Annotated in this window: 13 protein-coding genes and 1 tRNA gene; 6 read left to right on the plus strand and 8 right to left on the minus strand. The window is 64.6% G+C overall.

The window, feature by feature from the left end; all coding sequences use genetic code 11:
* Nucleotides 1-131 precede the first annotated feature (131 nt).
* The 5 genes from rplA to J7E83_RS08385 form a co-directional block, all read right to left on the minus strand.
* Nucleotides 132-839 (minus strand): 50S ribosomal protein L1, encoded by a 708-nt coding sequence (gene rplA / locus J7E83_RS08365; RefSeq protein WP_214960753.1) that lies wholly within the window; start codon nt 837-839, stop codon nt 132-134.
* 202 nt (nt 840-1,041) lie between these two features.
* Nucleotides 1,042-1,473 carry a 50S ribosomal protein L11 gene (rplK, locus tag J7E83_RS08370; protein ID WP_190987336.1) on the minus strand — a complete coding sequence of 144 codons (432 nt, stop codon included), beginning with the start codon at nt 1,471-1,473 and terminating at the stop codon, nt 1,042-1,044.
* A gap of 128 nt (nt 1,474-1,601) precedes the next feature.
* Nucleotides 1,602-2,438: a transcription termination/antitermination protein NusG gene (nusG, locus tag J7E83_RS08375; RefSeq protein WP_214960755.1), complete on the minus strand. Its 837-nt coding sequence runs from the start codon at nt 2,436-2,438 to the stop codon at nt 1,602-1,604.
* A gap of 116 nt (nt 2,439-2,554) precedes the next feature.
* Nucleotides 2,555-2,839 carry a preprotein translocase subunit SecE gene (secE, locus tag J7E83_RS08380; RefSeq protein WP_214960757.1) on the minus strand — a complete coding sequence of 95 codons (285 nt, stop codon included), beginning with the start codon at nt 2,837-2,839 and terminating at the stop codon, nt 2,555-2,557.
* Between the two features lie 81 nt (nt 2,840-2,920).
* Nucleotides 2,921-2,993, minus strand: a tRNA-Trp gene (locus J7E83_RS08385).
* A gap of 272 nt (nt 2,994-3,265) precedes the next feature.
* Between J7E83_RS08385 and J7E83_RS08390 the strand changes: the two genes are divergently transcribed.
* Nucleotides 3,266-4,483: a pyridoxal phosphate-dependent aminotransferase gene (locus J7E83_RS08390; protein WP_214960760.1), complete on the plus strand. Its 1,218-nt coding sequence runs from the start codon at nt 3,266-3,268 to the stop codon at nt 4,481-4,483.
* Nucleotides 4,484-4,682: 199 nt separating this feature from the next.
* Here J7E83_RS08390 and J7E83_RS08395 read toward each other — a convergent pair whose 3' ends face one another.
* Together J7E83_RS08395 and J7E83_RS08400 are read right to left on the minus strand one after the other, a co-directional pair.
* Entirely contained in the window at nt 4,683-5,372 is a 690-nt protein-coding gene (locus J7E83_RS08395; protein ID WP_214960762.1) for a response regulator transcription factor, read from the minus strand.
* Nucleotides 5,369-6,784 (minus strand): ATP-binding protein, encoded by a 1,416-nt coding sequence (locus J7E83_RS08400; protein WP_214960765.1) that lies wholly within the window; start codon nt 6,782-6,784, stop codon nt 5,369-5,371. The genes J7E83_RS08395 and J7E83_RS08400 overlap by 4 nt, the downstream gene beginning before the upstream one ends.
* Nucleotides 6,785-6,908: 124 nt before the next feature.
* Between J7E83_RS08400 and J7E83_RS08405 the strand changes: the two genes are divergently transcribed.
* The 5 genes from J7E83_RS08405 to J7E83_RS08425 all read left to right on the plus strand — a co-directional run bounded on the left by J7E83_RS08405 (nt 6,909) and on the right by J7E83_RS08425 (nt 10,993).
* Nucleotides 6,909-8,456, plus strand: a complete 1,548-nt coding sequence (locus J7E83_RS08405) for a PspC domain-containing protein (protein ID WP_214960767.1) — start codon at nt 6,909-6,911, stop codon at nt 8,454-8,456.
* Between the two features lie 49 nt (nt 8,457-8,505).
* Nucleotides 8,506-8,742 carry a hypothetical protein gene (locus tag J7E83_RS08410; protein WP_214961110.1) on the plus strand — a complete coding sequence of 79 codons (237 nt, stop codon included), beginning with the start codon at nt 8,506-8,508 and terminating at the stop codon, nt 8,740-8,742.
* Between the two features lie 3 nt (nt 8,743-8,745).
* Nucleotides 8,746-9,003, plus strand: coding sequence for a PspC domain-containing protein (locus tag J7E83_RS08415; RefSeq protein WP_214960769.1), 258 nt, complete (start codon nt 8,746-8,748; stop codon nt 9,001-9,003).
* Between the two features lie 220 nt (nt 9,004-9,223).
* On the plus strand, nt 9,224-10,249 hold the full coding sequence (locus J7E83_RS08420) for an ATP-dependent 6-phosphofructokinase (protein WP_214960771.1): 1,026 nt from the start codon (nt 9,224-9,226) through the stop codon (nt 10,247-10,249).
* 27 nt (nt 10,250-10,276) lie between these two features.
* Nucleotides 10,277-10,993, plus strand: a complete 717-nt coding sequence (locus tag J7E83_RS08425) for a GNAT family N-acetyltransferase (protein WP_214960773.1) — start codon at nt 10,277-10,279, stop codon at nt 10,991-10,993.
* On the opposite strand, the gene J7E83_RS08430 is transcribed toward J7E83_RS08425, so the two are convergent.
* Nucleotides 10,981-12,489, minus strand: coding sequence for a DHA2 family efflux MFS transporter permease subunit (locus J7E83_RS08430; RefSeq protein WP_214960775.1), 1,509 nt, complete (start codon nt 12,487-12,489; stop codon nt 10,981-10,983). The genes J7E83_RS08425 and J7E83_RS08430 overlap by 13 nt on opposite strands.
* Nucleotides 12,490-12,509 lie beyond the last annotated feature (20 nt).

Genomic DNA, 12,509 nt, shown 5'->3' on the forward strand with positions numbered 1-12,509 from the left:
CAGCCTAGCGATCGGAACGATTTAGTCGAGCACCCGGGACACAAGCAAAAAGGACCGTCCGGCGCAATGCCGGACGGTCCTCGTGCGCCGGACGGATCCGGCAACTGGAACTGGAACTGGAACTGGAGGAATTAGACCTCGGTCAGAACCTTGGTGACGTTGGGGTCAACGGAGATTCCGGGACCGAAGGTGGTGGCCACGGTGGCCTTCTGGATGTAGCGGCCCTTGGAAGCGGACGGCTTCAGGCGAAGCACCTCTTCCAGTGCTGCTGCGTAGTTCTCGGCCAGCTTGACGACGTCGAACGAGACCTTGCCAATGATGAAGTGCAGGTTGGAGTGCTTGTCGACGCGGAAGTCGATCTTGCCGCCCTTGATGTCGTTGACAGCCTTGGCGACGTCTGCCGTGACCGTGCCCGTCTTCGGGTTCGGCATCAGGTTACGCGGACCCAGGACCTTACCGAGCCGGCCAACCTTGCCCATGAGGTCAGGGGTGGCAACGGCTGCGTCGAAGTCAGTCCAGCCGCCCTGGATCTTTTCGATCAGGTCATCGGAGCCAACGAAGTCGGCGCCGGCAGCGATTGCTGCCTCAGCCTTGTCGCCCGTTGCGAAAACCAGGACGCGGGACACCTTGCCGGTGCCGTGCGGAAGGTTAACCGTGCCGCGGACCATCTGGTCGGCCTTGCGAGGGTCAACACCCAGGCGGAAGGCGACCTCAACGGTTGCGTCGAACTTGGACGGGTTGGTGTCCTTGGCGAGCGTTACTGCCTCGAACGGTGCGTAGAACTTCTCCGCGTCGATCTTGGCGGCTGCTGCCTCATATGCTTTGCTGCGCTTTGCCATGCTGCTTATTCTCCTTGTGCAGTTGTGGTCTGCGGACCGCGCTGGGCCCTGCCACAGTTGGTCATCCGGTTGGTTGTCCGGTGATGTATCCGGACGGGACTGCCAACATTTCAATGTTTCGGTGGTGCCGGTTGCCCGGCGGTGCCGCCCGTCGTCGTCTTCGGTTTCCCGATTCCGGCGCCGCAGCAGCGGTGAGGGCCAATTAGCCTTCGACGGTGATACCCATGGAGCGGGCGGTGCCGGCGATGATCTTTGCTGCGCCTTCAAGGCTCGTGGCGTTGAGGTCTTCCATCTTGGTGGAGGCGATCTCGTTGACCTGGGCCTGGGTCAGCTTGGCAACCTTGACGGTGTGCGGCGTGGGTGAACCCTTGGCAACGCCTGCAGCCTTCTTGATGAGCTCTGCAGCCGGCGGGGTCTTGGTGATGAACGTGAATGAACGGTCTTCGTAAACCGTGATTTCCACGGGGATAACGTTTCCGCGCTGGGCTTCTGTGGCAGCGTTGTACGCCTTGCAGAATTCCATGATGTTGACACCGTGCTGGCCAAGCGCAGGACCGATCGGCGGAGCCGGGTTAGCGGCACCTGCCTGGATCTGCAGCTTGATGAGGCCGGTGACCTTCTTCTTGGGAGCCAATGTAGGGTCCTTCTCTCAATAACGTCCTGGGACACAGGAGCGTGCCTCAGGTTTTTGGCCGCCATGGCGAGGCGGCCGGCCGTCCCGGATCTGCTAAGCGGGCAGTTCCGGGCCGAATTCCAGGGGAATCAGATCTTGGTGACCTGGTTGAATGCCAGGGTGACCGGGGTTTCGCGTTCGAAGATGGAGACCAGCACCACGAGGGTCTGGGATTCCACCTTGATCTCGGAAATCGTGGCGGGGAGGGTCTCGAACGGGCCCTCCTTGACGATGACGGACTCGCCGACTTCGAAGTCGACGTCAACCGGGGCCTGGTTCTGTTTGTTGACCGGCTTGCCCTTCTCGGCCTGCTCTTCTTCGAAGACCGGGGCAAGCATGGAGAACACTTCGTCCAGGCGCAAAGGCACAGGGTTGTGGGCGTTGCCCACGAAGCCGGTGACCCCCGGCGTGTGGCGGACTGCGCCCCAGGAGGCATCCGTCAGGTCCATCCGGACCAGCACGTAGCCGGGGATGCGGACGCGGTTGATGACCTTCCGCTGAGCGTTCTTGATCTCAACGACCTCTTCCATCGGCACCTGGATTTCGAAGATGTAATCTTCCATGTCCAGGGTCTGGATGCGGGTCTCGAGGTTCGCCTTCACACGGTTTTCGTACCCGGCGTAGGAGTGGATGACGTACCAGTCACCCTCCTGGCGGCGCAGCTTGCCCTTGAACTCCTCAGCCGGATCGACGTCGGCCTTGGCGGCCGCGGCGGCGAGGGCGTCTGCCTCTTCGGAGTCAGCATCAGCGGCGTCTGGCTCTGACGCGTCGGTGTCGTTTACCTCGGACGCGTCGGTGTCGTCGGAATCGGCGTCGGCGGATTCGGGCGCAGCGGAATCAACCTCAGACTCTTCACCGGCTTCTGCCGTGACGTCCGTGGACTCTTCCAGCTCAGTCTCGGTTACCTCGAGCTCCTGCTCAGACACTTGGTCTCCTGCTTCCTCATTGCCTAACATGCCTATTTAAATGGCTCAACTCCGCACGCCCCGTGGATCCCTTCCGGTTTAGCGGACAGAGACCACGCAGCCTGCGGACGGTCGCCTTATCGGTCCGTGGGGGCGATGCCGCCGAAGACCCAGCTGACAGCGGTTCCGAAACCGATGTCCAGCAGGCTGACGATGACCATCATGATGGCCACGAACACCAGCACCACGAGCGTGTAATTAATCAGTTCCTTGCGGGTTGGTGCAACAACCTTTTTCAGTTCGCCGATGATCTGGCGGACGAAAAGTGCAATGCGAGCGAAGAGGCTTGCCTTGGCGGCCTTCTTAGCTGGGCGGCCCTTGGAGCTGCTGGCAGCTGTTTCGGTCACCTGGTCCTCACTCATCTGTGCAATGTTGGATTACCCGGTCCTGATCAGAACCATGGTTGCTGCGCTTGCCCCGGCATTTCGCTGGGACAGCTTGCGCAGGGCAGACAGGACTCGAACCTGCAACCTGCGGTTTTGGAGACCGCTGCGCTACCAATTGCGCCACTACCCTATGGATCGAAAACCATTCCTTGCCGAACTTGCCAGCTTCCACTGGGGCGCACGCCATCATCCGTGTTTTCAACACCGGAGAACCAGTCTACGCAACAACTTCGCCTACGTCGAACCAGCCTCGTTCCGGGCCGTCCGTTCCACCTGCATACGCAATCTGACCTGCAGTCACATCCATGCCGGCAACCCGAACGATCCGCTGAACAGCATAGAGTAGATCACGTCGAATTCCACCATTCAGCCAACGAGCTGCAAGCGAAGAACGGACCTGCCATGTCTGCCGCCCGCGTTTCCCAGCGCATATCCGCTATTGCCGAATCCGCAACCCTGGCCGTTGATGCCAAGGCCAAGGCGCTTAAGGCAGCAGGACGGCCGGTTATTGGTTTCGGCGCGGGTGAGCCGGACTTCCCCACCCCGGACTACATCGTCCAGGCGGCCATTGACGCTGCCAGCCAGCCCAAATACCACCGGTACTCCCCGGCCGGAGGCCTGCCGGAGCTCAAGAAGGCCATTGCTGACAAGACACTCCGGGACTCCGGCTACGCCGTTGAGGCCTCCCAGGTGCTGGTGACCAACGGCGGCAAGCAGGCCGTCTACAACACGTTCGCCACCCTGCTGGATCCGGGCGACGAAGTGATTGTCCCCACCCCGTTCTGGACGACGTATCCGGAGGCCATCCGGCTCGCCGGCGGCGTCCCTGTGGAGGTCTTCGCGGGTCCGGAACAGGAGTACCTGGTTACCGTGGACCAGCTGGAAGCAGCCGTCACGGACAAGACCAAGATCCTGCTGTTCGTCTCGCCGTCCAACCCCACGGGCGCTGTGTACTCCCCGGAGCAGGTGGCAGAGATCGGCAAATGGGCCGCTGCCAGGGGTCTGTGGGTGGTCACCGACGAGATCTACGAGCACCTGACCTACGACGGCGTCCCGTTCACGTCCATCGCCACAGCCGCCCCGGAACTGGGCGACAAGGTGGTGATCCTGAACGGCGTGGCCAAGACCTACGCCATGACCGGCTGGCGGGTGGGCTGGATGATCGGCCCGGCCGACGTCATCAAGGCGGCCACCAACCTCCAGTCACACGCAACGTCCAACGTCTCCAACATCCCGCAGGTAGCAGCCCTCGCCGCCGTCTCCGGCCCGCTGACCGCCGTCGACGAAATGAAGGTTGCGTTCGACCGCCGCCGCAAGGCGATCGTTGCCGGACTCAATGCGATTCCTGGCGTCGAATGCCCGACGCCGAAGGGCGCCTTCTACGTGTACGCGGATGTCCGCGCGCTGCTGGGCAAGGAGTTCCCGACGGCGAACGGCACCTCAACGCCGTCGACTTCCGCTGAGCTGGCCACCTTGATCCTGGACGAGGTCGAAGTGGCTGTGGTGCCGGGCGAGGCGTTCGGCCCGTCGGGCTACCTGCGTCTCTCCTACGCCCTGGGCGACGACGACCTGGCCACCGGTGTTGCCAGGCTTCAGGACTTCCTGGGCAAGGCGCAATAACCAACGCTCTCTCACCTTACGCACGCCTTTCCCCAACGCTCTCTCACTTTTCGCAACAAAAACCTGAACGCTCGCTCACTCTGTGAGTGAGCGTTTTGGTTTAAGCCCGGGATGTGAGAGAGCGTTTGGAATTAGGCCGCAGGAAGTGAGAGAGGGTTGGGCGAAAGGCTGCAGGATGTGAGAGAGCGTCTGGGAGGGGTTAGAGGAGGCGGCGCTCCGCTGCCCACTTGGTGAGCTCGTGCCTGCTTGAGAGCTGGAGTTTCCGCAGCACCGCGGAAACGTGGGTCTCCACGGTCTTGATGCTGATGAAGAGCTCTTTGGCCACTTCCTTGTAGCTGTACCCGCGGGCGATCAGGCGCATGACCTCAAGCTCGCGGGCGGAGAGCCGGTCCAGCTCGTCGCCGGCGATGTCTGCCGGGGCCGTTCCAAAGGCGTCCAGGACAAACCCTGCGAGCCGGGGTGAAAAGACGGCGTCACCGCCGGCCACCCGGAACACGGCGTCCGTGATTTCGGCCCCGGAGATGGTCTTGGTGACATAGCCCCGGGCCCCGGCACGGATGACCGCCACCACGTCCTCGGCGGCATCCGAAACGCTGAGCGCCAGGAACTTGGTGGTGGCCAGGAGCGCCGCCGAACCCGCGATCACTTCCCGGCCGCCGCCACCCAGTCCGCCCGGCAGGTGAACGTCCAGGAGCACCACTTCCGGACGTTCCTGCGCGATCACACCGATGGCCTGTTCCACGGTGGCGGCTTCGCCCACCACCTGGATACTGGCGTCCAGGTCCGCCTTGAGGCCCGAGCGGAAAATGGCGTGGTCATCCACAATCACCACCCGGACAGGTGCCCTGGGTGGGATCGGGCCTGTTGGGGCCCCGGGCACGTTGTTCATGGCTTCCCTTCCGCATTGTCCATGTTTATTGCTGGCAGTCCAAGCCGCACCTCGGTTCCGTCGGGGGTGCTGACGATCGATGCAGTACCGCCGTGCCGCTTCATCCTGCCGATGATTGACTCCCTCACGCCCAGCCTGTCCTCGGGTACATTGCCGAGCTCGAAGCCAGGACCGCGGTCCTTGATGAAAACTTCGGCGCGGCCGCCGGAGACCTCCAGGTATACCGAAACGGTACCGCCGCCATGCCGGGAGGCGTTGAGCATGGCTTCCCGTCCCGCTTGGACCAACGCCTCGTGCCCCTCGGTCATGGCGGTATCCCCCACGCTGACCACCTCGACGGCGTTGCCCAGGAGATCTTCCACCTCCGCGGCCGTTGCCTTGATCCGGTCCGAGAGTTGTCCGGCGTCCCTGCTTGGATCCTGGAACAGCCAATTGCGGAGTTCGCGTTCCTGCGCCCGGGCCAGCCGGACCACATCGTGCTCGTTGCCGGCCCCGCGCTGGATCAGGGCGAGGGTCTGCAGCACGGAGTCGTGGAGGTGGGCTGCGATCTCGGCCCGTTCGGTCTCGCGGATCCTGCCTGCACGTTCGGATTCGAGGTCACGCCAGAACTTCAAGGCCCACGGGAGAAGCACGAGCACCACTCCGCCCAGGACCGCCACCGACGCCAGCAGTGCAAGCCAGGTTTGCTCCCACGAACCGGAACCGGACACCATCACCAGCACGCCCGCCACCACCAGCGCCAGCCCGGCCGCGAGCCGCGCCCAGCCGCCGGCCTGGTCGGCCTTGGTTTTGTCCACCAGCCCCGCACGCCGCGTCTCGTCGAGCTGCATCCACGCGATGGACGCCCCGCCCAGCACAGCCGCTGCCGGGATCAGGGTGCCAAGAGGCACATCGACCCCCATGAGCTGGGCGATCAGGATGCCGGCGACCAGGAGAAGTCCGGCCCCCAGGAGGATCTCCTTGCCGTACCGCAGGCCGCGGGCCCTGAACCAGGGCGGACGGGCAACCGCGGCGTAGATGGCCCCGGGCAAGGCGTCGACAGAACCGGGCGCACCGCCGGCGGCAGCACCGGCGTCGGGATGTCCCCACCGCGGGGGACCAGCGGCAGTGCCGGGCGCTTGCGGAAAGGGGGCACCGGCCTGCGTTCCGGGCGGTGGCTGGCTCACCGCCGGAGCAATTGGCGACGCCGGGCGCCGGGCGTTGCGACGGGCGCTTTCGTCAGCGGTGGGAACCATAATCCAAAGCCAGGCGTAAAACGCAAGGCCAGCCCCGCCGGCGAGCGAGCCCAGGACCATGCCGATCCGGATGTTCCTGACCGGCCAGCCCAAATGTGCCGCAAGGCCGGCACATACTCCGGCGATAAGGCGATCGCTGCTGCGCACCAGCGGCGGGCGGACGGGGACGGTTGTCATGACTCAATCCAAACACGGATCAGGGTTGCCCGGACTGGTTTCCGGCGCTAACCGGGGGTATCTCAGGGGCCGCTCAGGGTGTCCCCCAATAGGGCGCGGCCATCTCAACCGGCAGGATCGAAGTATGAACTCGCAGACACCTACCCCCGACGATGGCAACCCGACCGAACCACTCCCTCAACCGGGAACGGAACAATCCACCGAACCGGTGCAGCCACATCCACCGTCCTCACCACAGGATGCACCGCAGGACTCCCAGCCGGAAGCACCGCAAGGGTCCTTCGGACAGAACGCAGGACAGAACGCAGGCCAGAACGCAGGTGCATACGCCGGGCAGTATCCCGGCCAGTATCCGAGCGCCACAATGCCCGGCCAGTCACAGGATTTCTTCACCTGGATCCGGAGCCACGGCATCCAGCGCGGCCCCGACCGCTGGATCGGCGGTGTCTCCAGCGGCATCGCCCACCGGATGGGAATCGACCCGCTGATCGTCCGCGGCATCTTCATTGTCCTGACCCTCTTCGCCGGAATCGGCGTCCTGCTCTACGGCCTGGCCTGGGCTTTCCTCCCGGAACCTGACGGACGAATCCACGTGCAGGAAGCTGGCGCCGGCCGCTGGTCCAGCGGCATGACAGGTGCACTCGTCACCACAATATTGGGGCTCACCGGCCTCGGCGGCGGATTCTGGGGCTGGAGCCACAACGGGTTCGGCGGCTTCCTGTGGACCATCTTCTGGGTTGGCGGCGCCATCTACCTGCTCTATTACCTGACCCAACGCAGCAAGGCCCGGAACAGGGCCCCGATGAACGGCACACCGCAACCTGCAGGTTCCGGCACGAACTCCGCGTTCGCCGCAGCCTACCCCGGGACTCCTTACACCTCTCCCTACTCGGCACCTACCGCCAGCTCATCGGGAAACGCGCCCTCTGCACCCGCACCGCCTTCCGGTCCCAACCCGCCCTTCGGCGGCGGACCCTACAGCGGAGGTCAGTACGGCGGCGGATACCAGCCACCCCAGGGCCCGGTCCGGGCCCCCAAGGTCCGGCCGGGCGGTCCTGGCACCCCGGCTGTGGCCATCACAGCGGGAGCCGCACTCCTCGTGGGCGGCGGGCTCAAAGCCCTCGACGCCGGTAACCTGATCAACCTCGGTGACTCGCCCAATGCGATCGTTTGGGCCAGCGCAGCAGCTGTCCTGGGCCTGGGCATCCTCCTCGCCGGAGTTCGTGGCCGGACCTCGGGAATCCTGGGCTTCTTCGCCATCGTGGCCCTGGTGATCGGCGGAATCTTCAACGTGGTGGGCAACGGCGACCGCGGACGCTTCCAGCAAGTTGACTGGACTCCGGCGAGCCTCGAACAGGCCAGAGACGGATTCTCCGTCACCGCCGGCCGTGGAACCATTGACCTCACGGCCCTGGAAAGAACTGCTCCATTGAGTTCCGACGTCGTCATCCCCCTGGACATCACGGCGAGCAACGTCACCGTTGTCATCCCTGACACCGTCCCCGTGGACATCAAGGCCGACATGACCCTGGGCAACCTCAGCGAAGGCGCCAACCACCGCGGCGGCATCTCCACCCGGGAAAGCAGCTACAACACCGACAAGCCAGGCAGCCACTTGGTCATCAAGATCGACGGCACCGTCAGCAACGTCACCATCAAGGAAGGAAACTGACATGAGCAACGTAGATCCGGCACGGGATTCACATCCAGCGGAAACCCCGATGGCGGAACCCGATGGCTCTGTCCGACCTGCCACGGCCAGGGTGGGAACCGTCGTCTGGGGCCTGATAGTCATGGCACTTGCCGCCCTGATCATCATCGCCCAGCTCGGTATCGTGACCCTGAACGGCACATATGTGCTGATCGGGCTCATGATCGGCGCCGGCGTCGCACTGGTGCTGGGCGGCCTGCTCTCGGCCCGGAAACGTGACAACGAGCCAACAACAGGGAAGTCTTGACCCATGGACAAGTTTTTCAGCATCGTCAGGGGCTTCGGCCTGCAACGCGGTCCCCAGCGCTGGCTGGGCGGCGTATGCGGAGGCATCGCCGCCAAGCTCAACGTGGATGTTGCCTTCGTGCGGATCGCATTCCTGCTCTTCTGCCTCCTGCCCGGCCCGGCCGTAGTCTTCTACCTGGCCGCGTGGCTGGTCCTGCCGGACCAGCGGAACACCATCCCGCTCCAGACCTTCCTCGACAGACGGTCCATCAACGGATCCTGACGCCAGCCCGCGGGCCCCTGCTCTCTCGAGTGGGGGCCCTTGGCATGTCCCCTGTTGCTGTGGCGGCCAAGGGGCAGAAGGAACGGCAGCCGGACACTGCAATGGAGCGGGAGCCCTTTGTAACCGGTTTGTGTCGTAACCCACACTCACCACTACAATCTAGGTGAGCTCAGCGTGGCGCTCTGCCTGTACACCTTCACACCAGGATTTGAGCCGAGACATGAAAATTGGAATTCTCACCAGCGGTGGCGACTGCCCCGGACTAAACGCCGTTATCCGCGGAGCGGTCCTTAAAGGCATCGCCATCCACGGACACGAATTCGTGGGGTTCCTTGACGGCTGGCGCGGTGTCGTTGAAGGTGACGTCATCGACATTCCCCGCACCATGGTCCGGGGCATCGCCAAGCAGGGCGGCACCATCCTGGGCACGTCCCGTACCAACCCCTTCGAAAACGGCGGCGGACCGGAGGTCATCAAGGCCCACATGGAGCGCTTGGGCATCGACGCCATCATCGCCATCGGCGGCGAAGGTACGCTGGCCGCGGCTAAGCGCCTCACTGACGCCGGGCTAAAGATCGTGGGTGTCCCAAAGACCGTTGACAACGATCTGGACGCCACGGACTACACGTTCGGTTTCGACACTGCAGTGCAGATCGCCACGGAGGCAATCGACCGACTGCGGACCACCGGCGAATCCCACCACCGTTGCATGATCGCCGAGGTTATGGGGCGCCATGTGGGCTGGATCGCCCTCCACGCCGGTATGGCCGCCGGAGCCCACGCCATCCTGATTCCGGAGCAGAAAGTCAGCATCGACCAGATCACCGAGTGGGTGAAGGAAGCCCATGACCGAGGCCGCGCACCCCTGGTGGTGGTTGCGGAGGGCTTTGTCCCGGACCATATGGAAACACCCCACTCCGAGCGCGGCATGGATACCTTCGGCCGCCCGCGGCTGGGCGGCATCGCTGACCAGCTCGCCCCTGAGCTGGAGGCCCGTACCGGTATCGAGACCCGCGCCACCATCCTCGGCCACATCCAGCGCGGCGGAGTCCCTTCGGCGTTTGACCGCGTTCTGGCAACCCGGTTGGGCATGGCCGCCATCGACTCGGTGGTGGAAGGTTACTGGGGCACCATGGTGGCCCTCAAGGGCACGGACATTGAACACGTGGGCTTCCAGGAAGCCCTCGGCAAACTGAAGACGGTGCCGCAGAACCGCTATGACGAAGCAGCGGTCCTGTTCGGCTGAGCCGCCCTCCAGCCCTAGGCTGGTGACATGACACTTGACCCCGGCTCCGCCGCAATCATCCAGCTCGCCTGGGCCAGGCGCCTGGGGCTCGACGACGATGCCTTCGCAACGTCGCTCAAATCGGGCAAGCGGATTGTCAGGGCCGACGACTCCGTAAGAACCGTAGAGTTCGTGAGGCTGTTCGGGAGTTCCGCCCTGGTGGGTCCCCAGTGGGTGGCGGACGCGGCCGCTGGAATTCCGGACGAAGAGATGGCACAGCATGTCACCCTGCTGACTCTCACCCGTTCCCATGGCGGCCACGGGCTGGGAGCCGCCGCACTCTTTTTCGCCGACGATCTGCCCCTCGGGCAGCCTGCCGGAGAGCTGACCGTATCCCACGGCAATCCGGAGGCCATCGAGCTTGAGGGCCTGTGCCCTCCCGACGACGTGAACGAAGTGGGGCTCTCAGACCTGGAGAACCGCTACACCCTCATCCACGAGGTGGATGGCCGCCGGGTCCCCGTGGCCTGCGGCGCCTGCACAGAATGGGAAGGGCTCCTGGGCCACCTGGGCGTACTCGTGGACCCCGAATGGCGGCGCAGTGGTCTCGGTTCCTTGGCGGCGTCGATCGCAGCGCACGAGGCGCTGGCCGCCGGGCTCACCCTGCAATGGCGCGCCGACGTCAGCAACACCGGCGCCCTGGCGCTGGGACGGAAGCTGGGCCTGGCCACGGGCGGCATCCAGACCAGCGTTCACCTCGGCTGACTCGCGCTCCGGGACTCGGCGGCAGGCGCTCCACTCCATCCCGTCACTGCTTTGGGCTTGGCGAAGAACAGGGCCACGGCGGCCCCGAGCAGGATCACAGCTGCCGGAAGCAGGATCGACTGGCCCATCGCCGTCGCGAACCCGTCATGCAGCGCTGCCGGCAGGGAACCGCCGAACGACACCGGGCTGGCGCCGCCGGAGGCTCCAGGAGCCGCCGGAAGTTCGGCTGCTAGCCGTGACTGGATCAGGACGGCGATGGCGGCGCTGCCCAGAACGGCGCCGATCTGCCGGGTGGTGTTGTAGACGCCGGACCCCGCCCCGGCCTGCCGCGGCGGAAGGTTCCGCGTGGCAGTGGTACTCAGCGGTGCCCAGATACCGGCGTTCGCGAAGCCGAGCACGGCGCTGGGCAGCAGGAACAACCAGATCGGCGTGTCCGGATGCATCAGGGCCGAATTCCAGAACAGCGCCACGGCCATAAGCAGCAGCCCGCCGGACGTGATGTATTTGGGATTCACGCGGTCGATGATCTTGCCCACGACAGGCGCGAGCCCGCCGGAGATAAGGGCCATGGGCACCATCATGAGCGCCGACTGCGTGGGGGTCAGGCCGCGGACGATCTGGTAGTAGAAGATCAGCGGGAGGCTGAAGGCCGTGACGGTAAAGCCCACGGTGGTGATGCCGATGTTGGCGAGGGAGAAGTTGCGGTCCTTAAAAAGGGACAGCGGGAGCAGGGGCTCGCCCTTGTTGATCCGCTGCCACACGACGAAGATGGCGAGGACGGCGATCCCGGCGATGATGAGTCCCCACACCGTGATGGGCCCGGTGATGGTGCCCCAGTTGTAGGTCTCGCCTTCCTGGATGCCGAATACCAGCAGGAAGAGTCCGACGGCGCTGAGCAGCACGCCGGGAATGTCGAACTTGTGCGGGTGGGTACTCAGGGCGGGCACGAAGCGCAGGGCCAGGATGAAACCCACGATGCCCACCGGCACGTTGATGAAGAAGATCCATTCCCAGCCGAGCCAGTCGACCAGGACGCCGCCGAGGATCGGGCCCACCAGCGTGGCGACGCCGGCCGTGGCGCCCCAGATGCCCATGGCCGCGCCGCGCCGGTCCGGAGGGAAGATCCGGGTGATGACCGCCATGGTTTGTGGTGTCATCATCGCCGCACCGAAGCCCTGGAGGACGCGGGCCGCGATGAGTGTCTGGACGTCGCCGGAAAGGCCGCACCAGAGCGAAGCAGCGGTGAAGACCACCAGCCCGGTCAAATAGAGCTTCTTCGGGCCGAAGCGGTCGCCAAGCCGGCCGGTGATGAGCAACGGGACGGCGTAGGCGAGCAGGTAGGCGCTGGTCACCCAGATCACCGAGTTGATGTCAGCCTGGAGGCCTTCCATGATTCTGGGGTTCGCCACCGAGACAATCGTGGTGTCGATAAGGATCATGAAGAAGCCGATCACCAGCGACCAGAGGGCAGGCCACGGTCTTGCAACGTTTTCCATCGGTATCCTTGCGTCTTGTG

It is taken from the genome of Arthrobacter sp. ISL-48 (assembly GCF_018613805.1).
GTDB lineage: Bacteria > Actinomycetota > Actinomycetes > Actinomycetales > Micrococcaceae > Arthrobacter.

What these genes read in the sequence shown, in the direction of transcription:
- rplA (WP_214960753.1), bottom strand. Translation starts at nt 839, where the DNA reads ATGGCAAAGCGCAGCAAAGCATATGAGGCAGCAGCCGCCAAGATCGAC.
- secE (WP_214960757.1), bottom strand. Translation starts at nt 2,839, where the DNA reads ATGAGTGAGGACCAGGTGACCGAAACAGCTGCCAGCAGCTCCAAGGGC.
- J7E83_RS08390 (WP_214960760.1), top strand. Translation starts at nt 3,266, where the DNA reads ATGTCTGCCGCCCGCGTTTCCCAGCGCATATCCGCTATTGCCGAATCC.
- J7E83_RS08395 (WP_214960762.1), bottom strand. Translation starts at nt 5,372, where the DNA reads ATGAACAACGTGCCCGGGGCCCCAACAGGCCCGATCCCACCCAGGGCA.
- J7E83_RS08400 (WP_214960765.1), bottom strand. Translation starts at nt 6,784, where the DNA reads ATGACAACCGTCCCCGTCCGCCCGCCGCTGGTGCGCAGCAGCGATCGC.
- J7E83_RS08405 (WP_214960767.1), top strand. Translation starts at nt 6,909, where the DNA reads ATGAACTCGCAGACACCTACCCCCGACGATGGCAACCCGACCGAACCA.
- J7E83_RS08410 (WP_214961110.1), top strand. Translation starts at nt 8,506, where the DNA reads ATGGCGGAACCCGATGGCTCTGTCCGACCTGCCACGGCCAGGGTGGGA.
- J7E83_RS08415 (WP_214960769.1), top strand. Translation starts at nt 8,746, where the DNA reads ATGGACAAGTTTTTCAGCATCGTCAGGGGCTTCGGCCTGCAACGCGGT.
- J7E83_RS08420 (WP_214960771.1), top strand. Translation starts at nt 9,224, where the DNA reads ATGAAAATTGGAATTCTCACCAGCGGTGGCGACTGCCCCGGACTAAAC.
- J7E83_RS08425 (WP_214960773.1), top strand. Translation starts at nt 10,277, where the DNA reads ATGACACTTGACCCCGGCTCCGCCGCAATCATCCAGCTCGCCTGGGCC.
- J7E83_RS08430 (WP_214960775.1), bottom strand. Translation starts at nt 12,489, where the DNA reads ATGGAAAACGTTGCAAGACCGTGGCCTGCCCTCTGGTCGCTGGTGATC.